The sequence below is a fragment of the Halomonas sp. S3-1-1 genome, from assembly GCF_023757625.1.
GTDB lineage: Bacteria > Pseudomonadota > Gammaproteobacteria > Pseudomonadales > Halomonadaceae > Vreelandella.
The window spans coordinates 207,750-228,681 of sequence record NZ_JALGBZ010000006.1 but is presented as its reverse complement, the minus strand read 5'-3'; the positions used below and the strand labels follow the sequence as shown (position 1 = coordinate 228,681).

Below are 20,932 nucleotides of genomic sequence, written 5' to 3'. Positions count from 1 at the left end.
CGCGTTTCCGCTATTTTCCCTTGACGTCACCGCAACTGGCCATAAAAACCGGCTGTGCGGGTGAGCACGGCCAGCAAGGGACTTCTCATGCCTTACGCGCTCTTCCCGCGGCTTGGCGCTTTCGCGCTCGCCACGCTGCCGCTGGCGGTTCACGCCCAGACCACAGCGGCGACGACCCCAATAGCCTCCGATCTCGACCCGGTGGTGGTCACCGCCACACTGGCCCCGCGCACCGCCAATCAAAGCCTCTCCTCGGTCACCGTGCTCGATGAAGCCGCCTTTCGCCGCCAGGACCCAACGAGCGTCACGGACCTTTTACGTGGCCAGCCGGGCGTGGACGTTTCCAGCAACGGAAGCTTCGGCAAGAATGCGAGCGTGTATCTTCGCGGCACCGGAAGCGCGCAAAACGTGCTCTTGATCGACGGCATTCGCCTGCGCTCGGCCACCAGCGGCGGCGCGGCCTGGGGTAGCCTCGACCCGCGCCTGTTCGAGCGCGCTGAAATCGTGCGCGGGCCGCGCGGCAGTCTGTACGGGGCGGACGCCATCGGCGGCGTGGTGCAGCTTTTCACCCACGCCCCGGATGAAGGCAATGGCCCGCAGCCCCGGCTTTCGTTTGGCGGCGGCTCCTTCGGCACGGCGCGGGCAAGCGCGGGGCTCAGCGGGGTCGAGGGCGGCACTCGCTACAGCTTCGCGGCCAGCCACTTCAACACCGACGGCGAGCCGGTGCGCCGAGGTGGCGAGGACAAGGGCTATGACAACACGACGGCGCTGGCCCGCGTGTCCCACGTCTTTGATAGCGGCGTCGAGGCCGGCGCGCTGGCGCTGCGTGCGCGCGGCAATAACGAGTACGACGGCGGCGAGAACGACTTCGTCCAGCAGGTCGCCGGTGTTTACGTCGATACCCCGGTGGTCGAGGGCTGGCGCTCGCGCTTGACGCTTTCCGAGGCTCGCGACGAGAGCGACAACGTCGACGAGTTCGGCGACTCCACCTTCGACACGAACATTCGCACCGCGCGCTGGCAGAACACCTTTAGCGTCGGCATGCACGAATTCATCGCGGGCGTCGAGCAGAGCGAAGACCGCATCGACAGCACCGTCGATTACGATGAGACGAGCCGCGACAATACCGCCGCCTTTACTCAGGCGCTGTTCGACTTCGCGCCCTTTACACTTCAAACCAGCGCCCGCTTCGATCACAACGAAAGCTACGGCGACGAGGTGACCGGAAGTGTGGCACTCGGTTTCGATCTCGACGCCCACCACACCCTGCGGGCAAGTTTTGGCACCGCCTTCAACGCGCCGACCTATAACCAGCTTTACTACCCGGATTTCGGCAACCCGGACCTCGACTCCGAGACATCCGAGACCTTTGAAATCGGCGCGCGCGGGCAGTACGCGAACCTTTTCTGGGACGCCGCGTTCTACCAGACCGATATCGACAACCTGATCGCCGGCCAGGGCGAGCAGTTCAACGTGCCCACCTCGCGCATTCGCGGCGCCGAGCTTTCCGGCGGCTTGGAGCAGGGCGGCTGGACGCTGGCCGCCGCGCTCACCTACACCGACCCGGAAAACCGCGCCACCGGCAACCGGCTTACCAACCGCGTCACCCAGAGCCTGCGTCTGGACGTGGACCGGGAGCTCGGCGAGTACTCGGTCGGCGGCTCCTGGATCGCCCAGAACCACCGCTACCGCGATGCAGCCAACGAGAATCGCCTGGCCGGCTACGGGCTGGTCAACCTGCGCGCCGGCTGGCAGTTCGCGCCCATGTGGACCGCGCGGGTGACGCTGGAGAACGCGCTGGACCAGGACTACGTCACCACGCGCTCCTTCGACGGTGCCGACTACATCAACGCCGGCCGCGCGGCGTTTTTGAGCGTCAACTTTGGTCAGTAAATGGCTTGTAGGCCTTACGGCGGCGCTTTGCGTTAGCGCCGCTCGGGCCGAGGTGTGTGCGCTCGACGACCTGGACCGCGAGGTCTGCCTGAGCGCGCCCGCTGAGCGCATCGCCGCGCTGTCACCGGGGGCGACGGAGCTGGCTTTCGCCGCCGGTGCGGGTGAGCAGGTCGTCGCCGTGGTCTCGTTCAGCGACTACCCGCCCGAGGCGAAAGAGATTGAGTCCGTGGGCAGCCATACCCGGCTGGATCTGGAAGCGCTGGTGGCGTTAGAGCCGGATCTGGCCATCGGCTGGGTGACCGGCAACCCCGCCGAGCAGCTCGAAACGCTACAAGCGCTCGGCATGGCGGTGTTTTATATCGAGCCGCGCAGCGTCGACGGCGTGGCCAGCGCCATCGAGCGCTTGGCTGCGCTTGCCGGCACCGAAGCACAAGGGCGCCGCGTGGCCGATAATTTCGTTCGCGACATGGCCGCGCTCGAGGCGCAGTACGCGGGAGAAGCGCCGGTCGATACCTTCTACCAGGTGTGGGATTCACCGCTGATGAGCGTCAACGACGCGCACCTGATTGGCCAGGTGATTCGCCTGTGCGGCGGGCGCAACGTGTTTGGCAACCTCGACCGGCTGGTGCCGCGTCTGGACGACGAGGCGGTGCTCGCCGCCGACCCGGCGGTGATCGTCGCCGGCGGCATGGGCGAGGAGAATCGCGACTGGCTCGATCACTGGAGCCGCTACCTAGAGCTTCGCGCGGTGCAAAACGATCACCTCTACCTCGTGCCGCCGTCACTTATTCAGCGGCCCACGCCGCGACTGGTCGAAGGGGCGCGGCGTCTTTGCGAGCACCTGGCGACGACCCGCGCCGGAGAGACGCCGTGAATGGCCGGGCGCTAAGTTTATGGCCCGTGGCGCTGGCGGCGCTCGCCCTCGCCGCACTTGCCCTGGCGCTCGCCACCGGCAGCGCCTCGCTATCGCTGGCTGAGCTCGCGCGGGCGCTGTTCGGGCAGGGCGAAAGCCTCGCTCATACCCTGGTGTTCGATCTTCGCCTGCCTCGGGCGCTTTCCGCTTTCGCCGTGGGTGGGCTGCTCGCCGTGGCTGGGGCGCTGATGCAGGTGCTCTTGCGTAACCCGCTCGCCGACCCCTACGTGCTCGGGCTTTCCGGCGGGGCGAGCATCGGGGCGCTTGGCGCGATGCTGGCGGGCCTGGGCGGCCTGCTGGTCACCAGCTCGGCGTTTGCCGGGGCGCTTTTCTCGACGCTTTTAGTGTTTGGCCTGGCTCAGGGGCGCGGCGGCTGGACGCCGGCGAGGTTACTGCTCACCGGCGTGGTCGTGGCTTCCGGCTGGGGGGCGCTGGTCACGCTGATGCTCGCCATGAGCCCCGCCGAGCGCCTGCCGGGCATGCTCTACTGGCTGATGGGCGATCTCGCCTACGCGCGCACGCCCTGGCCGCCGCTGGCTCTGCTGGTACTGACCTGCGCGCTTTTATGGCCGCTGGGGAGAAGTCTCAACGTGCTGGCCCGTGGCTCGCTGCAGGCCGCCGCCCTAGGAGTGAACGTGCGCGGCTTCGAGTGGGGCATCTATCTGTTAGCGAGCCTTCTGACCGCCATGGCGGTCACCACTGCCGGCAGCATCGGCTTCGTGGGGCTGGTCGTGCCGCACATGCTGCGCCTGGTGCTGGGCAACGACCAGCGCCGTATTTTACCCGCCTGTACATTGGCTGGCGGTACGCTGCTGCTGCTGGCGGATACGCTCGCGCGCACGCTGATCGCCCCGGAGCAGTTGCCGGTCGGCGTGATCACCGCGCTGCTCGGCGTACCTACCTTCTTGCTGCTGCTCAGCCGGAGCCGCACATGAGCGCGCTTTGCGCCAGCGCACTTGCGCTCGCGATTCCCGGCCGCAAGGCCCAGGCGCTGGATATCGAGATCACGCCCGGCCAGGTGTGGGGCGTGCTGGGCCCCAACGGGGCGGGCAAGACCACACTGTTGCATACGCTCGCCGGGCTCAAGGCGCCGCGCGCAGGCAATGTGTATTTGGACGAGCAGCCGCTGAGTACGCTTGCCCGCCGCGACGTGGCCAAGCGGCTGGGGCTGGTGTTTCAGGAGCGCATGGACGGCTTTCCCGCCACGGTGTTCGAAACCGTGATGATGGGGCGCCACCCGTATCTATCGCTTTTCCAACGCGAAACGCCCGGCGATAGCGAGCGCGTTGAAGCGGCGCTGGCCGCCTTCGATCTGGCCGGGTTTGAGCAGCGCCTGGTGAGTTCGCTTTCCGGCGGCGAGCGCCAGCGGGTGGCGCTCGCCACGCTGTTTGTCCAGGACCCGGGGGTGTGGCTGCTCGACGAGCCGACCAACCACCTGGATTTGCATCATCAGAGCGCGGCGATGGCGCTTTTGAGTGGACGGGCCGCTCACGGGCGCACGGTGATGATGTGCCTGCACGACGTGAACCTGGCCGCGCGCTGGTGCAGCCACGCGCTGCTGCTGCATTCAAACGGCGACGTCCAGGCAGGCCCGACTGACGTCGTGCTGGGCCTGGAGGCGCTCGAGCGACTCTATGACCAGCCGCTGAGCACCGCCGAGATCGACGGCGCGGCGGTGTTCATGCCGCGCCATGACCGAGACCCCCACCGCGCAAGGAGACAGGCATGAGCGCGTTCCCCTTTGCCGGCGTGATCGGCTATGAGCCGCTGAAGACCGCGCTGACGCTCAACGTGATCGACCCGCGCATCGGCGGCGTGCTGATCAGCGGGCCGCGCGGCAGCGCCAAGTCCACGCTGGCACGGGCGCTGGCCGCCTTGCTGCCCGAAGGTGAAAGCGGCCAAGCGCCGTTCGTCACTTTACCGCTGGGAGCGAGCGAGGACCGCCTGACGGGAAGTCTCGACGTCAATCGCGTGCTCGCCGACGGCGAGGTGCATTTCCAGCCGGGGCTTCTGGCGCGCGCCCACGGCGGCATTCTTTACGTGGACGAAGTGAACCTCCTGGCAGATACGCTGGTGGATCTGCTGCTCGACGTGGCGGCAAGCGGTACCAACGTGGTCGAGCGCGACGGCGTGAGCCACACCCACCCGGCGCGTTTTAGCCTGATCGGCACCATGAACCCGGACGAAGGTGAGCTCAGGCCGCAATTGCTCGACCGCTTTGGGCTCTGCGTCGAGCAGCCGGGTAGCGTCAGCGTGGCCGAGCGTATCGCCATCGTGCGAAAGCGCGAGGCGTTCGATCGCGACCCGCACGCGTTCATCGCCGCCCACTTGTATACCGAGCGCGCGCTGATCGAGCGCATCGCCCGCGCTCGTGCCCGTGTCGATGAGATCGACGTACCTGATCAGGTTTTCGAGCAAATCGCCAGGCGCTGCGATCAGGCCGCGGTCGAAGGGCTTCGCGCCGACGTGACCTGGCACCGCGCCGCCCGCGCCCACGCCGCCTGGCGCGAGGTTTCGAGAGTCGAGCAGGCCGATATCGACGCCGTCGAGCCCTGGGTGCTGGCGCACCGGCGTACCGCCCCGTTGGATCCGCCGGGCGGGTCGAACAGTGGCGAGCAGAACGGCGACGGTGCTGCTTCCGGCTCTCAAAAGGGGGCCGGCGGGCAGCGTTCATCATCGAACCCGTCGTCAAGCTCGTCATCAAGCTCGTCATCAAGTCAGGACAGCGGCGCGGGGCAGTGGGGCGCGATGCCCCCGCTTTCTCAGCGCACCGCCGATGGCCAGGCGGGCGCGCTCAAAACAAGCGCACCATCAAAAACAGCGCCCCGCGCCAGCGAGGCCTCGACCGGCGGCGCACACCCGGGCCGCGCGCCAGGTGTTGGCCGGCTCAAGCGCCAGCCCGGCCCCGCACCGCGGCTGGATATCTTCTCCACGATCACCACTAATCGCGGCGCGCGGCCCTGGCGAGCGCTTAAATATCGCCCGGTGCGCACCGGGGCAGCCCGGCTTCATCTGGTGCTGCTGGACACCTCCGGCTCGACTTTCAGCGGGCGGCTTCTGGGCCGCGCCAAGGGCTTCGTCGAGGCGCTGGCCCACCAGGCGTATATCGCCCGCGAGCAGCTCGCCGTTTATGGTTTCGGCAACGATGCCGTCACGCCCTTGCTGTCGCGCCAGCGCGCGCCGAAAAGCCTGGCGGCGATGCTGGACGCCGTGGGCGCCGGCGGCGGCACGCCGCTGGCCAAAATGGTGAGCGAGGCGGCAGGCCAAGTGCGCCAGTGGCAGCGCCGCGAGCCGGACCTCGATATTCGCACCTATCTGATTACCGACGGGCGCACCCGCGAGTCGCTTGTTGGCCTTGCCCCGCTTGGCGAGTGTCACGTGCTCGATATCGAACAGAGCCGCGTCAAGCGCGGCCAGGGGCCACGGCTCGCCCGGGAGCTTAATGCCCGCTACCAAATTCTGCCCTTCGAGGAGTCACCATGAGCGATGAGCGCCATCAAAACCGCATGCAGCGCAAGAAAGCGGTCGTCGACGAGCGCATCAGTCAGGCGAACGTAGAGCGCGGCGTGCTGATTCTTCTCAAAGGCAACGGCAAGGGCAAGAGCAGCTCTGCACTCGGCACGCTCGCGCGTTCGCTCGGCCACGGCCAGCATGGGGCGGTGGTGCAGTTCATCAAGGGCCGGCGTGAAACCGGCGAGTATCTCTTCTTTCGCGACCACCCGCGCCTTGAGTGGCACATCATGGGCCAGGGCTTCACCTGGGAGACCCAGGACCGCGAGCGCGATGTCGAAGCCGCAGAGGCCGCCTGGGCCATCACTAAAGGCCTTCTCGAGAACCCGGCTATCGACATCATCGTGCTCGATGAAATGAGCTACATGTTCAAGTACGGCTATCTCGACGTGGCACCAATAGTCGAGGCGCTCCAAAAGCGCCCGGCGCACCAGAACGTGATCATCACCGGGCGCACCATGGCCACACCGCTTCAGGAGATCGCCGATACCATCAGCGTGGTACAGGACGAGCGCCACGCCTTCCGCGCCGGGGTGAAGGCGCAAAAGGGAATCGAATACTGATGGCCACTTCTTTTTGCCCCGCGCTGTTCATTGCCGCCCCGGCCTCCGGCCAGGGCAAGACCACCGTAACCGCCGCGCTTGCCAGGCTGTTGAAACGTCAGGGCAAGACGGTGCGCGTATTCAAGACCGGCCCGGACTACCTGGACCCGCAAATTCTTTCTCAGGCAAGCGGCGCCCCGGTGGAGCCGCTGGATCTCTGGATGGCAGGGGAGTCGTACTGCCGTCAGCGCTTTTATGAAGCCGCGGTTGAGGCCGACCTGATCCTGGTCGAAGGCGCAATGGGACTGTTCGATGGCGAGCCTTCGAGCGCGGATCTGGCGGCGCTGTTCGATATTCCGCTGGCGGTAGTGATGGACGTCAAGGGCATGGCCCAGACCGCCGGGGCGGTAATGGCGGGGCTCGCCGGATATAGAGCCGACATTCGGATCGCCGGTTTGATCGCCAACAGCTGCGCCACCGCCCGCCACCGCGAGCTGATCGAAGGGGCACTTCCCGCCCAAGTGCCGCTGCTGGCGAACCTGCCCCGCGACCCAGCACTCACGCTACCCGAGCGCCACCTGGGGCTGGTGCAGGCGGACGAAATTAAGAACGAACTGGAGGCGCGTTTCGAGGCCGGGGCGGATGCGGTGCAGGCCGCCGGGTTCTTGCAGGCGCTGGACGCGCTCGAACCGGTAAGCTTTACGGCCCCGCAGGGCGCGCCGCCGGTGCCGGCGTTGGCGCTTGCCGGGCATACCGTGGGCGTGGCGCGCGACGCGGCCTTCAGCTTCATCTACCAGGCGAATCTCGATCTGCTCGAGGCGCTGGGGGCGACGCTTGCGTTCTTCTCGCCGCTGATCGATGCGGCGCTTCCCGAGTGCGACGCGCTCTGGCTGCCCGGCGGCTACCCGGAGCTTCACACGGCGGCGCTGGCCGACAACCACGCCATGAAAGCGGCGATCCGCGAGTTTTTCGAAGCGGACAAGCCGATACTCGCCGAGTGCGGCGGGCTGCTCTACAGCCTGGAGACGCTGACCGACTATGACGATCGGTGCCACGCCATGCTCGGGCTGTTGGCGGGCCACGGCGCGATGCGCGGGCGGCGCGGCTGCCAGGGCATGCAGAGCGCGCCACTGCCGGAAGGCGAGATTCGCGGCCACGCCCACCACCGCTCGATGGCCGAGGGCACCCCGGAACCGATCGGTTTTGGCCGCCGCCAGCGCCACCCGGCGCCGGGGGAGGCGATCTACCGTGAAAGGCGCCTGACCGCCACCTATCTGCACCTGTTTTTCCCCCACAACCCCGACGCCGTGGCCGCACTCTTCGCGCGCCAAGCGGTTTGCAACTCAACATCCTGCGAGGCATTCGATCATGCAGCCCAGTAACGTACAGCTCAGCAAGATTCCCGCCACCGTCGTCACCGGGTTTCTCGGCAGCGGCAAGACTACCTTGCTTGCCGGCATTTTGCGCCAGATGACCGGCAAGCGGATTGCCGTGATCGTCAACGAGTTCGGCGAGCAGGACATCGACTCAGATCTGTTGAGAAGCTGCGCGCTGGAGTGCGAAGAGGGCGAGGGCGCTCGTATCGCGGATGAGGACGACGGTATCTATGAGCTCGCCAACGGCTGCATCTGCTGCACCGTGGAGGAGGAGTTTTTGCCGGTGATGAAAAAGCTCGTCGAGCGGCGCGAGCGCATCGACCACATCCTGATCGAAACCAGCGGGCTGGCGCTGCCCAAGCCCCTGGTGCAGGCGTTCAACTGGCCGGAAGTACGCCAACACTGCACGGTGGATGCGATCATCACCGTGATCGACGGCCCGGCGGTGGCCGCCGGGCGCTTCGCCCACGACGAGGAGCGTGTGGCCGCCCAGCGCCTTTTGGATGCCAGCCTCGACCACGACCCGAGCCTGCAGGAGCTGCTGGACGACCAGCTGAGCGCGGCGGATCTGGTGCTGGTCAGCAAGACCGATCTTCTCAGCGCCGATGAAAAGCTGCGCGTCGAGGCGGCGGTGGCGGCGAAGGTGCCCGCCTCGGTGAAGACTCTGTTCATCGACGCCACCTTTGGCGCTGATGCGGCAAAGCTCGAGGCGCTGATGGGCATCGGCGCGGCAAGCGAAAAGGGCATCGACGCGATCACCAACCACCACGACAAGCACCACGCCGAAGGTGCCCACCACGATCACGCCCACGACCACTTTGACTCCTGCGTGGTCACGCTTGGCGAGGTCGACGCCACCGCTCTGGAGGCCGCGCTTCAACAGATTCTCGATACCCAGCATATCTACCGCGCCAAGGGCTTCGCCGCGGTGCCGGGCAAGCCGATGCGCCGGGTGGTGCAGGCGGTGGGCAAGCGCCTGGAAGGCTACTTCGATCGCCTTTGGGCTTTGGAGGAGCCGCGCCAAACCCAGCTAGTGCTGATCGGCCGGCATCTCGATCGTGACGCGCTGCACGCGGCGCTCGCCAACGCGGAAGTCGCGCAAGCCTGATGCATCTGTTCGCCGCCAAACCCGGAGGCTTCGTCGACGATGAGGGCATCGTCGATTTGCAGCAAAGCCCTGCTGAGGTCGTGATTCTCTCCGCTGCCGACAGCAACCTGTCGGCGCTGGCGAGCGCCTGTGAGTGGCTGGGCGACGCCTACCCGAGCCTGCGCCTGGCCAACTGGATGAACCTGGCCAAGCCTGCGGCGTTCGATCTCTACGAGCACAAGGTGCTCGATCACGCCCGACTCGTCGTGGTGTCGTTGCTCGGCGGCCAGGGCTACTGGCAGTACGGCGTCGAGCGCCTCGAGGCCTGGGCGGCGGCCAAGCCCGAGCGCCAGCTGATACTCGTACCCGGCTGCGACGCGCCGGACGATGCGTTACTTTCCGCCTCTAGCATCGCCTTCGATGACGCCCACCGGGTGTGGCGCTTTCTGCGCGAAGGCGGGGTGGACAACGCCGAGCAGCTTTTACGCTTTATCGCCGCGCGCTGTTTGACCGGCTTTGAGGCGCTCTACAGCGGGCGCGAGCCGAAAGTGATCCCGCCGGCGCTGATCTACGCCCCGGAAAACGGTGCGGCCACCCTGCGCGACTGGCGGGCCGCGCGAAAAGGCCCCGCGTGCCTGGTGGTGTTCTACCGCAGCCATTTGCAGGGCGGCAATACCGGCGTGGTCGACGGGCTCTTGACGGCGCTCTCCAGGCAGGGCTTTTCGCCGCTGGCGGTGGCGGTCGCCTCACTCAAGGAGGCCGCCTGCGTCGAGTTCGTCGACTACCTGATCGAGGAGACCGGCGCGGCGGTGCTGCTCAACACCACGAGCTTTTCGGTCAACCGTAGCGCTACCGAAGACGATGCGGCGGGCGAGAGCCTCTTCACCGGTGAGCCGGTAGTGCTTCAGGCGATGCTGTCGAGCAGCACCGTCGAGGATTGGGAATCGGGAAGCGCCGGGCTTCGCGCCCGGGACGTGGCGATGCAGATCGTGCTGCCGGAAATGGACGGCCGCGTCATCACCCGGCCCGTTGGCTTCAAGAGCGAGGCGCACTTTGATGAGCGCTGCCAGCTCTCGATTACCCACCACGCGCTGCATGCCGAGCGCGCCGCGTTCGTGGCGCGCCTGGCCTGGCGCTACCAGGCACTGCGTGAAACGCCCAGCGCGCAAAAACGAGTGGCGCTGGTAATGGCCAACTACCCCAACCGCGACGGGCGCATCGGCAACGGCGTAGGGCTCGATACGCCGGCCTCGACGCGCAAACTTCTGCTGGCGCTTCAAGGCGCCGGCTACCCGGTGGCGGACATCCCCGAAAGCGGCGATGCGCTGATTCGTCTACTGCAGGAGACGATCACCAACGCCCCGGACGGCCACGCCCAGCGCGGCTGCTGGCAGAGTATTGGTGTTGACGAGTACCGCGCCTGGTTCGACACACTCCCCCAGGCGCTTCAAACTACCGTACTGACCCGCTGGGGCGCGCCGGAAGAGGACCCGAAGTACCGCCAGGGCCGGCTGATGATTTCAGGCGTGCGCCTGGGCGAGACGTTCGTGGGTATCCAGCCTGAGCGCGACTTCATCGAGGATTTGACCCAGAGCTACCACGACATGGCGCTGGCCCCGCCGCACAGCTACCTGGCGTTCTACCTGTGGCTGCGCGAGCACTACGAGGTCGATGCGCTGGTGCACGTAGGCAAGCACGGAAGCCTCGAGTGGCTGCCGGGCAAGAGCACCGGGCTCGACGCCACCTGCTGGCCGGAAGTGGCGCTCGGGCCGATGCCGCACTTCTACCCGTTCATCGTTAACGACCCGGGCGAAGGGGCCCAGGCCAAGCGGCGAAGCCAGGCGGTGATCATCGACCACCTGATGCCGCCGCTGGCCCGCGCCGAGCTTTACGGTCCGATGGCCGAGCTCGAGGCGCTGTGTGACGAGTACTACCAGTCGCTGGACATGGACCCGCGGCGCGAGGCGCTGATTCGCAGCCAAATCCTTGCGCACCTGCGCGACACCGGCATCGACCAGGAGCTTGCCCAGGCAGGCGAAGCCGCCGAGTGCGACGCCGAGCTACTCAACGAGCTGGATACGTTTTTGTGCGAAATCAAGGAGAGCCAGATTCGCCACGGCCTGCACGTGCTGGGAAGCGCGCCGCCGATAGAAAAGCGCCCCGGCACGCTGGTGGCACTGCTACGCCTGCCCCGCGGCGACGCCGAGGCGGGTAAAGGCCTGTTGCACTGTTTGGCCGAGGATCTCGGGCTCGGGTTCGACCCGCTGGCCGCGGGCAGCGAGGCGTGGCAGGGCGACCGCCCCGCGGTGCTCGATGCGCTGCTGGCAAGCCCTTGGCGCACCGGCGCCGACACCCGCGAGCGGTTAGAGCTTCTGGCCGAGGCTTTGGTTGAGGCGTATGCGCTGGGCGATGGCGATCTCGAGACGCTCGCCCGCGACTACCCGAGCACCGCCGATCAGCTTCATTTCGCCCGAAGGCTGTGGGTGACGCTCACTCGCGGCGTCGAGATGGAGCTGGGTTCGTTACTCAAGGGGCTTGCCGGGCGCTTCGTGCCGGCGGGGCCGAGCGGGGCGCCGAGCCGGGGGCGGCTGGATGTGCTGCCCACCGGGCGTAACTTTTACAGCGTCGATAACCGCGCGATTCCCTCGCCGGCGGCCTGGCGGCTGGGCGAGAAATCCGCCCAAGCGTTCGTCGAGCGCTACCTGCAGGATCATGGCGACTTTCCGCGCCGGCTGGGGCTTTCGATCTGGGGAACCGCCACCATGCGCACCGGCGGCGACGACATCGCCCAGGCCTTTGCGCTGATGGGCGTGCGCCCGCAGTGGTCGCTCGGCTCCCAGCGGGTGGTCGATTTCGAAGTGATTCCCGCCATGCTGCTGGGCCGGCCACGGGTCGACGTCACGCTGCGCGTCTCCGGCTTTTTCCGCGACGCCTTCCCCAACGTGATTCGCCTGTTCGACGCGGCCGTCGAGGCAGTGGCCGAGTATCAGGAGCCCGGCGATAGCAACACTATCCGCCAGGCGGTGCTGGCGCGTACCCATGAGCTCGAAGCCGAGGGCCTGGATTCAGAAAAGGCCCGCGAGCAGGCGCGCTACCGCATTTTCGGCAGCAAGCCCGGCGAGTACGGCGCGGGGCTGGGCCGGCTGATCGAAAACCGCGCCTGGGAGAGCGCGGATGATCTGGCCGAGGCGTACCTGAACGCTGGCGCCTACGCCTACGGGCAGTTCGAGAATTTTGGTGCCCCCGCGCGCGGCGCTTTTGATCGTCAGATCGAAGGGCTCCAGGCGGTGCTGCACAACCAGGACAACCGCGAGCACGACATTCTCGACTCCAACACCTACTACGCCTTTCAGGGCGGCATGGCGAACGCCAGCCGCGCACTAAGCGGCGAGGCGCCGGTGATTTTTCACGCCGACCACGCCAACCCGGCCGCCCCCAAAGTACGCACGCTAAAAGAGGAGCTGGCCAGGGTGATCCGCGCCCGGGTGTTGAACCCCAAATGGATCGAAGCGATGCGTGAGCACGGCTACAAGGGCGCCTTCGAGATGGCGGCCACAGTGGATTACCTGTTCGCTTATGACGCGACGACGGATCTGGTCGCCGACCACCAGTACGCCCAAGTGAGCCAGGCGCTGGTGCTCGACGAGGCGAACCAGGCGTTTCTGCGCGAGCACAACCCGGCCGCGCTCGAGGAGATGGCCGAGCGCCTGTGCGAGGCCGCCCAGCGTGGCCTGTGGCAAAACCCGGGCAAAGAAGGTGAGGCGCTCGAGGATCTGCTGCTGGCGCTGGACGACGTCCGCGAGCGGGGCGGCCCGTGAGCGCGCCGTTTGACGTCAAGGGCTGGTGCCCCGGCGCCTGGCGGCCCATGGCCACCGGCGACGGGTGGCTAGTGCGCGTGCGCCCGCCGCTGGGCGAGCTAACCTGCGCCCAGGCGCTGGCACTTGCTGAGGCTTCTGATCGCTTCGGCAGCGGGCTGATCGAGCTGACCCGCCGCGCCAACGTGCAGCTTCGCGGGGTGAGCGAGCATTCTTGGCCGGCGCTGATGGACTTTCTCGTCGAGCACGGCCTGGCGCCACCGAGCGCCTTTGACGAGCGCCGACCGCCGCTGATGCTCTCGCCCGAGTGGCGCGAAAACGATGATACCCACCGCGCCGCCCGGCACCTCGAGAAGAGCGACTTTCCCGCGCTGCCCGCCAAGGTCGGCATTGCCGTGGACGCCGGCGTGGCACCGGTGCTCGGTGACGCCCCGGCAGACTTTCGCATCGAGCGCGATGATACCGGCGCGCTGCTGGTGCGCTGCGAAGGCCGCGCGCTGGGGTCCCGCGTCGAAAGCGCTGAGGCCGCCGCCCACCTGGTGGTCAAGCTGTGCCACTGGTTCATGGCGAGCGGCGGGGGGCAGGCCAAACGCATGGGCCGCCATCGCGCGCCGCTGCCGGCCTGGGCGCGGCAAGATGCGGCCCCGATGGCTCCTGGCCGGGCGCTTACGCTTGGCGCGCACCCTTTGGGGGCGGTGGTTGGGCTTTCGCTTGGGCGAATCGAGGCGGCGTCGCTGCGCGCCCTCGTGACCTCTTTGGAGGCGTGCCGGCTGCGCGTGACGCCCTGGCGGCGGCTGCTGGTCACCGGTGCTGATATCGCGCGCCTGCCCGCGCTGGCCGGTGTGATTACCGAGCCGAGCGATCCGCGCCTTTCGATGGACGCCTGCCCCGGCGCGCCGTTCTGCGCCCAGGCAAGTGTGGATACCCACGCTATGGCCGCGCGGCTTGCCCACCATCGAACGGGTAGCCTTCACGTATCCGGCTGCGCCAAGGGCTGCGCGCGAAGCCGCCCGGCGGCGGTGTGCCTGACCGGGCGCGGTGGCCGCTTCGACGTACTGATCAATGACCGCGCCGACGGCAAACCGGCGGCGCGCGGGCTCACGGAGCCCGACGTACTGGACTATTTGGAGAAGTTGGGTGCCTTACACCTATGAAACCCACGGCCCGGCGATCTACCGGGAGTCGTTTTCGATCATCCGCCGCGAGGCAGCGCTTTCTCGCTTCAGCCCGGAAGAGGAGGTCGTGGCCGTGCGCATGATCCACGCCGCGGGCCTCGTCGAGCTTGCTGCCCATATCCACTTCCAAAACGATATGGTCAACCGCGCCCGCGCCGCGCTCGAGGCCGGCGCGCCGATTCTGTGCGACGCGCGCATGATCTCTGAGGGCATCACCCGCAAGCGCTTGCCGGCCAGTAACGACGTGATCTGCACGCTGCATGATGAGCGCACACCTGAATTGGCCCAACAAATGGCCAACACCCGCTCGGCGGCGGCGCTGGAACTCTGGCGGCCGCATTTGGAGGGCGCGGTGGTGGCGATCGGCAACGCCCCAACGGCGCTGTTTCACCTGCTCAATATGATGGAAGACCCCGATTGCCCGCGCCCGGCGGCGGTGATCGGCTGCCCGGTGGGCTTCGTCGGCGCGGCGGAATCCAAGGAGGCGCTGTGGGAGAACCCGGCCATCCCCGGCTGCATCGTGCGCGGGCGCCTGGGCGGCAGTGCGGTCACCGTGGCCGCGGTTAACGCGCTGGCGGATCGCGTCGAATGAGTAACGGTTGCATCAAGGGCGTGGGCCTGGGCCCCGGCTGTCAGGATTTGATGAGCGTGCGCGCGGATCGTTTGATTCGCGGCGCCACCCACATCGCCTACTTTCGCAAAAAGGGCAAGAAGGGCCACGCCCGCAGCATCGTCGAGGGGCTCTTGAGCGAGCACGTCGTCGAGCTTGCCATGGAGTACCCGGTCACCACCGAAATTCCTTTCGATGACCCGCGCTACAACGCGCTGCTCTCCGCTTTTTACGAGCAGTGCGTGGCCCAGCTCGTCGAGATCAGCGCCGCCGGGCATGACGTGGTCGTGCTCTGCGAAGGCGACCCGTTCTTCTACGGCTCGTTCATGCACCTTTACACGCGGCTTTTGGAGCGCGTGCCGGTGGACGTGGTGCCCGGCATCACCGGCATGTCGGCGGCCTGGACCGCCACGGGTGCGCCCATTACCTGGGGCGACGACGTGCTCACCGTAGCAATGGCGACACTCCCCGAAGCGCAACTGCTTGATCGCATCCGCCAAACCGACGCGCTGGTGGTGATGAAGATCGGCCGGCACCTGGCCAAGCTGCGACGGGCGCTCAAGGCCGCCGGGCGCGAGAATGAGGCTTGGCTGATCGAGTACGCCGCCATGGAGAACCAGCGCGTGGTGCCGCTCGTCGAGGCCGGTGACCGGGTGCCTTACTTCTCGATCGTGCTGATTCACGGACACGGGAGGCGCCCATGAGCGGCTGGGTCAAAATCGTCGGGCTGGGGCCGGGCGCGGATTCCATGATTACGCCGGAGGTCACGGCCGCGCTTTCTGAGGCCACGGACGTGGTGGGCTACGTGCCCTACGTCAACCGCGTGGCCCCGCGCGAAGGCCTGACCCGCCACGGTTCGGATAACCGCGAGGAAATTCGCCGCGCCGAGGCCGCACTCGATATGGCCTTGAACGGCCAGCGCGTGGCGGTGGTCTCCTCCGGCGACCCCGGCGTGTTCGCCATGGCCGCGGCGGTGTTCGAGGCACTCGAACCCGGTAAGCCCGCGTGGCGCGCGCTCGATATTCAGGTGCTGCCGGGCATCTCGGCGATGCTGGCGGCCAGCGCCCGGGCCGGCGCGCCGCTGGGCCACGATTTTTGCTGCATCAATCTTTCCGACAACCTCAAACCCTGGGCGCTGATCGAAAAGCGCCTGCGCCTGGCGGCCCAGGCCGACTTCGCCATGGCGTTTTACAACCCGCGATCAACATCGCGCCCGATTGGGTTCGAGCGTACGCTCGACGTGCTGCGTGAAGAGTGCGAGCCCGAGCGCGTGATCGTCTTCGCCCGAGCGGTTTCCACCCCGGAGGAGTCGATTCGCGTGGTAACGCTTAATGAGGCCACCCCGGAAATGGCGGATATGCGCACGCTGGTGATCGTCGGCTCGAGCCAGACACGGGTGATCGAGCGCGCCGCCGCGCCGCTGGTCTACACGCCGCGCTCGGTGTCGTGAGACCAGGTTTCGTGAGCCTAGGCCTCGAGCCAGGCCAGCACCTCGTCGACGCTATGCGCCTCCTGGTGCGGCGGAAGGCGGGGGCGGTCGATCATCGTGACTGGAAGACTGAGGGCTCGGGCGGCCAGAATCTTGGACGCCGCGCCGCTGCCGCCGGCGTTCTTGCACACGATGCGGGTGATGCGCTCGGTTTTGAGCAGCTCAAGATCGTTTTCAAGCGTGAACGGGCCGCGGTCGATCACCGCCTTGTAGCGGGCAAGCGGCGGCGGCACGGCGGGTTCTTCGACCAGGCGCAGCAGGTAGTGGTGCTGGGGCCGGGCGCTGAACGCGTCCAGATGCAGCCGGCCGATGGCCAGCAGGATGCGCTCTGCCGGCCCGTCGAGCGCCTCGACGGCGGCTTCGATGCTCGCCACGCGCTGCCAGCGGTCGGCCTCCATTTCACGCCAGGGTGGGCGGGTCAGCGCCAGGGCGCGGGCGCCGGTGTGCGCCGCCGCCGCCAGCGCGTGGCGGCTCATCTGCGCAGCGAAAGGGTGGGTGGCGTCGACGATATGGGTAATACGTTCACGGGCGATAAAATCGACCAGCCCCGCCACGCCGCCAAAGCCGCCCACGCGAGTCGGCAGCGGCTGGGGTTTGGGGCGGCTCACCCGCCCGGCGTAGCTGAAGGTGGCACTCAGCCCGCGGGCGGCCACGGCCTGGGCCAGCGCGCTTGCCTCGGTGGTGCCGCCAAGAATCAACACGTTTTTCATGGTTTCAGGATGTAACGCATGGAGTTAGCAGACGGGGCCTGGCTCACAATCATTGGGTGGGGCGAGAGTGGCACAGCCGGGCTCACCGCCGCAAGCCGGCGCGAGCTGGACGCCGCCGAGGTGGTCTTCGGCGCGCGGCGCCACCTTCGCCTTCTCCCTGAGCTTGCCGCCGAGATTCGCGAGTGGCCGGTGCCCTTTTCTGATGGCATCCCGTGGCTTCTGGCCGAGCGCGGCCGCCGGGTGGTGATGCTGGTTTCAAGCGACCCGTTCTGGTTCGGGGCGGGCACGAGTATTACCCGCTACCTCGAGGGGCACGAGTGGCAGGCGCTGCCCGCGCCCTCGACCTTTAGCCTGGCGGCGGCGCGCCTTGGCTGGCCGCTCGAGCGCTGCTGCTGTTTAGGGCTTCACGCCAGGCCGCTAACGCGCCTTCGCCCGTATCTGCAGCCGGGCCAAAAGCTTCTGGTGCTGCTGCGCAACGGCGCGGCGGTGGGGGAGCTTTCCGCGCTGATCACGCGCCTTGGCTTTGGTGACTCGACGCTCACCGTGCTGGAGGCGCTGGGCGGCGCTCGGGAGCGCGTGAGGAAGCTTCTCGCCCCTGCGCCTCTCCCCGACGATATCGCCCACCCCGTGGCCGTCGCCATCGAGGTGGCGGGTGACGGCCCGGCGCTGCCGCGCGCATCGGGCCTGCCGGATCACTTTTTCGAGCATGACGGCCAGATCACCAAGCAGGCGGTGCGCGCGCTCACGCTCTCCGCTCTTGGCCCTAAGCCCGGCGAGCGGCTGTGGGATATCGGCACCGGCTCCGGCTCCGTCGCTATCGAGTGGCTGCTGGCGCACCCGGACAACCGCGCCACCGGCTTCGAGAAAAACGCCGCGCGCGCCGCCCGGGCGCGGCGCAACGCGGAGCAGCTAGGGGTGGACTGGCTCGAAGTGAAAGAGGGCGCCGCGTTGGAGCTGCTCGGGGAAGCTGAGCCGCCGGATGCAGTGTTCATCGGCGGGGGGCTATCGCATGGGCTTTTGGACGCGCTCTGGCAGCGCCTGCCCGTTGGCACGCGGGTGGTGGCCAACGCGGTCACGCTGGAGTCCGAGGCGTTGCTTGCCCATTGGCAGCGGGTAGCGGGTGGCGAGCTTTTGAGGATCGAGCTTGCCAGTGCCGCGCCGCTCGGCGCCAAACGCGGCTGGAAAGCGAGCTACCCGATCGTGCAGTGGCGGGGCGTGCGGTGAAGGTGGCCGGGCTTGGGTACAACAGCGAGGCCACGCTCGATTCGCTTTCCCAGGCGCTGGAAGCGCTGATCGAACGCTTTGGGCCGGTCGATCGGCTCGCCGCCGCCGAGGGTAAACAGGCGCTGGTGCAGCGGCTCGGCCAAGCGCTCGGGCTTTCGGTCATTGTGGTAGCGGATGAGGCGCTCGCCCGCGCCGAGACGCTGACCCACTCGGTACGCAGTCACCAGGCCTTTGGCACGGGCAGCGTGGCGGAGGCCGCCGCGCTGCTGGCAGCCGGCCCCGGCGCGCGGCTTTTGGCCCCACGGCTGATTTCCAACGACAGAAAGGCTACCGCCGCGCTGGCGGTGGCGCCAACAGGTGAGACATGACGGTTCATTTCATCGGCGCCGGCCCCGGCGCCCCGGATTTACTCACACTTAGAGGGCGCGATTTGATCGCCGCCTGCCCGGTGTGTCTCTATGCCGGCTCATTGGTGCCCGAGGAGATTCTGGCCCACTGCCCGGCGGGTGCGCGCATCGTCAACACCGCGCCGCTGTCTCTCAATGAGATCATCGACGAGATCCAGCGCGCCCACGCCGCAGGGCTTGACGTTGCAAGGCTACACTCCGGCGATGTATCGGTGTGGTCGGCGCTCGGCGAGCAGCTTCGCCGCCTGCGGGAGCTTGCTATTCCCTTTAGCGTGACCCCGGGCGTGCCGTCCTTCGCCGCCGCTGCGGCGGCGCTGGAGCAGGAGCTGACGCTGCCCGGCGTGGCGCAGTCCGTGGTGCTCACCCGTACCTCGGGCCGGGCCAGCCAAATGCCGGAAAACGAGACCCTGGAGCGCTTTGCCGAAAGTGGCGCGACGCTGGCGATTCATCTTTCCGTACACAACGTGAGTGATGTGGTGACGCGACTCACGCCTTTTTACGGCGGCGACTGCCCGGTCGCAATCGTCTGGCGGGCGAGCTGGCCGGATGAGCGCGTGCTGCTCGGGCGGCTTGCCACCATCGAGGCGCAAATGGGCGAAGCAGTCCAGCGCACCGCGCTGATTCTAGTCGGTCCGGTGCTCGAGTGCGACGACTTCCAGGAGAGCAGCCTGTACGCGGTAGGCTACGACCGCCGCTTTCGCCCGCAGTCGGCGGATTCCCCCTTCGCTCACGACGATACGGCCATTAATGAAGAGCGTGAGCCGTGATCGCGCTGTCATTCATCGGCATTGGTACCGGCAACCCGGACCACGTGACGCTGGCCGCGGTGCGCGCGCTCAATGAAGCGGACGTGATTCTGCTGCCGCGCAAGGGCGAGGCCAAGAGTGATTTGATCGACCTGCGCCGCCTGCTTTGCGATGAGCTGCTGGAAAACAGAAGTGCTGCGAACGTCGTCGAGTTCGACCTGCCCACGCGTGATGCAAGCGCGCCGTACCTGGGCGCGGTCAACGACTGGCACGCGTCCATTGCCGCCGTGTGGGCAAAGCTTCTTGAACAGCACCTGCCCCAGGGCGGGCGCGCCGCCATGCTGGTGTGGGGCGACCCTTCGCTTTACGACAGCAGCCTGCGCATCGCCAAGCGCCTGCTGGAAAGCGGGCGCGAGATCGAGGTCAGCGTCATCCCCGGCATCACCAGCCTGCAGGTGCTCACCGCCGAGCACCGCATACCGCTCAACGCCCTGGCGGGGGCGGTGCATATCACCACCGGGCGCCGCCTGCGCGAGAAGGGGTGGCCGATCGATGCCGCCACCGTGGCGGTAATGCTCGACAGCGGCGGGGCGTTCAGCGCGCTTAAGGATAAGCACGTGCATATCTGGTGGGGGGCGTATCTTGGTATGGAAAAGCAGTGCCTGATCGAAGGGCGCCTGAAAGACGTCGAGCAGCAGATTCTCGAGCGCCGGGCCGCGCTTCGTGACCAGCACGGCTGGATCATGGATAGTTATCTGCTGGCCCGCGAGCCGCTTCTTTGAGCGCCGGTAGGCATCTGGAAGGTTTTTCCATAAAATAACGGCCACCGTTTTAATCGCCGCTTTTGGAACGATGCCGATGTACCAGAATCTGCCGGTTATTTCGCGTTCGGCCTTTTTCAGCCGCCGGGTGTTTCCGTTTCTATGGCTATCGGTGGTCGGCTTCATCTTCCTGGTCGGGCTGATCACCGCGGACACCTTCACGCCGTTTCTGCTGATACCGCTGATTATGCTGGTGGCGGGCTGGCGGATGTTCAAAAAGGTGTTCGCCGGCGTGGCCGATCGCGTCTACGACGGCGGGGATCATTTGATTTTCGTCTATGGCGAGCGCCGCGAAACGATCAAGCTTAAGGACGTGATGAACGTGAACTACACCGCCATGAGCTCGCCGGACAAGGTTACGCTAACGCTGCGCGAGGCCGCTGCCAGTAGCCGCGAGGTGGCGTTTCTCCCCATCCGCCGCAAGCTCGGGTTCGCGGAAATCTCGTTTAAACGCCTACGGCTCGAAAATCACCAGGTCGATGCGCTGATCGAACGCATCGACCAGGCCCGGCGCGACGACCAGCGCGCAGGGTAGGGCGTCTTTCACATCGCGATTCTGAAGGGCGCGGAATCTTCCACGCTTACGATTTCCAACCACCACCTCACAACGCAGT

General features: G+C 67.2%; 19 protein-coding genes. 18 read left to right on the top strand and 1 reads right to left on the bottom strand.

Going from position 1 to position 20,932, the window contains the following annotated elements:
* Positions 1-87: 87 nt before the first annotated feature.
* The 13 genes from MQW23_RS16980 to cobJ are packed head-to-tail and all read left to right on the top strand — an operon-like array spanning position 88 to position 16,371.
* Positions 88-1,893, top strand: coding sequence for a TonB-dependent receptor domain-containing protein (locus MQW23_RS16980; protein ID WP_252109395.1), 1,806 nt, complete (start codon positions 88-90; stop codon positions 1,891-1,893).
* Complete coding sequence (locus MQW23_RS16975; protein WP_286087024.1) at positions 1,883-2,767, top strand: cobalamin-binding protein; 885 nt, start codon at positions 1,883-1,885, stop codon at positions 2,765-2,767. The genes MQW23_RS16980 and MQW23_RS16975 overlap by 11 nt, the downstream gene beginning before the upstream one ends.
* Positions 2,764-3,741, top strand: coding sequence for a FecCD family ABC transporter permease (locus MQW23_RS16970; RefSeq protein ID WP_252109394.1), 978 nt, complete (start codon positions 2,764-2,766; stop codon positions 3,739-3,741). Before MQW23_RS16975 ends, MQW23_RS16970 begins: the two co-directional genes overlap by 4 nt.
* Positions 3,738-4,535 carry an ABC transporter ATP-binding protein gene (locus MQW23_RS16965; RefSeq protein WP_252109393.1) on the top strand — a complete coding sequence of 266 codons (798 nt, stop codon included), beginning with the start codon at positions 3,738-3,740 and terminating at the stop codon, positions 4,533-4,535. Before MQW23_RS16970 ends, MQW23_RS16965 begins: the two co-directional genes overlap by 4 nt.
* Complete coding sequence (locus MQW23_RS16960) at positions 4,532-6,289, top strand: AAA family ATPase (RefSeq protein WP_252109392.1); 1,758 nt, start codon at positions 4,532-4,534, stop codon at positions 6,287-6,289. The genes MQW23_RS16965 and MQW23_RS16960 overlap by 4 nt, the downstream gene beginning before the upstream one ends.
* A complete protein-coding gene (gene cobO / locus MQW23_RS16955) occupies positions 6,286-6,879 on the top strand; it encodes a cob(I)yrinic acid a,c-diamide adenosyltransferase (protein WP_252109391.1) in 594 nt (197 codons plus the stop codon). Before MQW23_RS16960 ends, cobO begins: the two co-directional genes overlap by 4 nt.
* Positions 6,879-8,240, top strand: coding sequence for a cobyrinic acid a,c-diamide synthase CobB (locus MQW23_RS16950; RefSeq protein ID WP_252109390.1), 1,362 nt, complete (start codon positions 6,879-6,881; stop codon positions 8,238-8,240). The genes cobO and MQW23_RS16950 overlap by 1 nt, the downstream gene beginning before the upstream one ends.
* A complete protein-coding gene (cobW, locus tag MQW23_RS16945) occupies positions 8,227-9,342 on the top strand; it encodes a cobalamin biosynthesis protein CobW (protein ID WP_252109389.1) in 1,116 nt (371 codons plus the stop codon). Before MQW23_RS16950 ends, cobW begins: the two co-directional genes overlap by 14 nt.
* Positions 9,342-13,139, top strand: a complete 3,798-nt coding sequence (gene cobN, locus MQW23_RS16940) for a cobaltochelatase subunit CobN (RefSeq protein WP_252109388.1) — start codon at positions 9,342-9,344, stop codon at positions 13,137-13,139. The genes cobW and cobN overlap by 1 nt, the downstream gene beginning before the upstream one ends.
* A complete protein-coding gene (locus tag MQW23_RS16935) occupies positions 13,136-14,290 on the top strand; it encodes a ferredoxin-like domain-containing protein (protein ID WP_252109387.1) in 1,155 nt (384 codons plus the stop codon). Before cobN ends, MQW23_RS16935 begins: the two co-directional genes overlap by 4 nt.
* Entirely contained in the window at positions 14,274-14,903 is a 630-nt protein-coding gene (locus tag MQW23_RS16930; protein ID WP_252109386.1) for a precorrin-8X methylmutase, read from the top strand. Before MQW23_RS16935 ends, MQW23_RS16930 begins: the two co-directional genes overlap by 17 nt.
* Positions 14,900-15,625: a precorrin-2 C(20)-methyltransferase gene (cobI, locus tag MQW23_RS16925; protein WP_252109385.1), complete on the top strand. Its 726-nt coding sequence runs from the start codon at positions 14,900-14,902 to the stop codon at positions 15,623-15,625. The genes MQW23_RS16930 and cobI overlap by 4 nt, the downstream gene beginning before the upstream one ends.
* Positions 15,622-16,371 carry a precorrin-3B C(17)-methyltransferase gene (cobJ, locus tag MQW23_RS16920; protein ID WP_252109384.1) on the top strand — a complete coding sequence of 250 codons (750 nt, stop codon included), beginning with the start codon at positions 15,622-15,624 and terminating at the stop codon, positions 16,369-16,371. The genes cobI and cobJ overlap by 4 nt, the downstream gene beginning before the upstream one ends.
* Positions 16,372-16,388: 17 nt before the next feature.
* Here cobJ and MQW23_RS16915 read toward each other — a convergent pair whose 3' ends face one another.
* Positions 16,389-17,120, bottom strand: a complete 732-nt coding sequence (locus MQW23_RS16915; RefSeq protein WP_252109383.1) for a cobalt-precorrin-6A reductase — start codon at positions 17,118-17,120, stop codon at positions 16,389-16,391.
* A gap of 18 nt (positions 17,121-17,138) precedes the next feature.
* Between MQW23_RS16915 and cbiE the strand changes: the two genes are divergently transcribed.
* The 5 genes from cbiE (at position 17,139) to MQW23_RS16890 (ending at position 20,853) form a co-directional block, all read left to right on the top strand.
* The gene (gene cbiE, locus MQW23_RS16910; protein ID WP_252109382.1) at positions 17,139-18,344 is read left to right on the top strand and encodes a precorrin-6y C5,15-methyltransferase (decarboxylating) subunit CbiE; all 1,206 of its coding nucleotides are present in this window, start codon (positions 17,139-17,141) and stop codon (positions 18,342-18,344) included.
* Positions 18,326-18,712, top strand: coding sequence for a cobalamin biosynthesis protein (locus MQW23_RS16905; RefSeq protein WP_252109381.1), 387 nt, complete (start codon positions 18,326-18,328; stop codon positions 18,710-18,712). The genes cbiE and MQW23_RS16905 overlap by 19 nt, the downstream gene beginning before the upstream one ends.
* Positions 18,709-19,518, top strand: coding sequence for a precorrin-4 C(11)-methyltransferase (gene cobM, locus MQW23_RS16900; RefSeq protein ID WP_252109380.1), 810 nt, complete (start codon positions 18,709-18,711; stop codon positions 19,516-19,518). Before MQW23_RS16905 ends, cobM begins: the two co-directional genes overlap by 4 nt.
* Positions 19,515-20,279: a precorrin-6A synthase (deacetylating) gene (gene cobF / locus MQW23_RS16895; RefSeq protein ID WP_252109379.1), complete on the top strand. Its 765-nt coding sequence runs from the start codon at positions 19,515-19,517 to the stop codon at positions 20,277-20,279. The genes cobM and cobF overlap by 4 nt, the downstream gene beginning before the upstream one ends.
* Before the next feature lie 76 nt (positions 20,280-20,355).
* On the top strand, positions 20,356-20,853 hold the full coding sequence (locus tag MQW23_RS16890) for a hypothetical protein (protein WP_252109378.1): 498 nt from the start codon (positions 20,356-20,358) through the stop codon (positions 20,851-20,853).
* Positions 20,854-20,932: the final 79 nt, after the last annotated feature.

Excerpts from the sequence above, each read along its gene's own strand:
- MQW23_RS16890 (WP_252109378.1), top strand. The coding sequence starts at position 20,356 with ATGTACCAGAATCTGCCGGTTATTTCGCGTTCGGCCTTTTTCAGCCGC.
- MQW23_RS16950 (WP_252109390.1), top strand. The coding sequence starts at position 6,879 with ATGGCCACTTCTTTTTGCCCCGCGCTGTTCATTGCCGCCCCGGCCTCC.
- MQW23_RS16915 (WP_252109383.1), bottom strand. The coding sequence starts at position 17,120 with ATGAAAAACGTGTTGATTCTTGGCGGCACCACCGAGGCAAGCGCGCTG.
- cobO (WP_252109391.1), top strand. The coding sequence starts at position 6,286 with ATGAGCGATGAGCGCCATCAAAACCGCATGCAGCGCAAGAAAGCGGTC.
- cobN (WP_252109388.1), top strand. The coding sequence starts at position 9,342 with ATGCATCTGTTCGCCGCCAAACCCGGAGGCTTCGTCGACGATGAGGGC.
- MQW23_RS16980 (WP_252109395.1), top strand. The coding sequence starts at position 88 with ATGCCTTACGCGCTCTTCCCGCGGCTTGGCGCTTTCGCGCTCGCCACG.
- cobW (WP_252109389.1), top strand. The coding sequence starts at position 8,227 with ATGCAGCCCAGTAACGTACAGCTCAGCAAGATTCCCGCCACCGTCGTC.
- cobI (WP_252109385.1), top strand. The coding sequence starts at position 14,900 with ATGAGTAACGGTTGCATCAAGGGCGTGGGCCTGGGCCCCGGCTGTCAG.
- cbiE (WP_252109382.1), top strand. The coding sequence starts at position 17,139 with ATGGAGTTAGCAGACGGGGCCTGGCTCACAATCATTGGGTGGGGCGAG.
- MQW23_RS16960 (WP_252109392.1), top strand. The coding sequence starts at position 4,532 with ATGAGCGCGTTCCCCTTTGCCGGCGTGATCGGCTATGAGCCGCTGAAG.
- cobM (WP_252109380.1), top strand. The coding sequence starts at position 18,709 with ATGACGGTTCATTTCATCGGCGCCGGCCCCGGCGCCCCGGATTTACTC.
- MQW23_RS16965 (WP_252109393.1), top strand. The coding sequence starts at position 3,738 with ATGAGCGCGCTTTGCGCCAGCGCACTTGCGCTCGCGATTCCCGGCCGC.
- cobJ (WP_252109384.1), top strand. The coding sequence starts at position 15,622 with ATGAGCGGCTGGGTCAAAATCGTCGGGCTGGGGCCGGGCGCGGATTCC.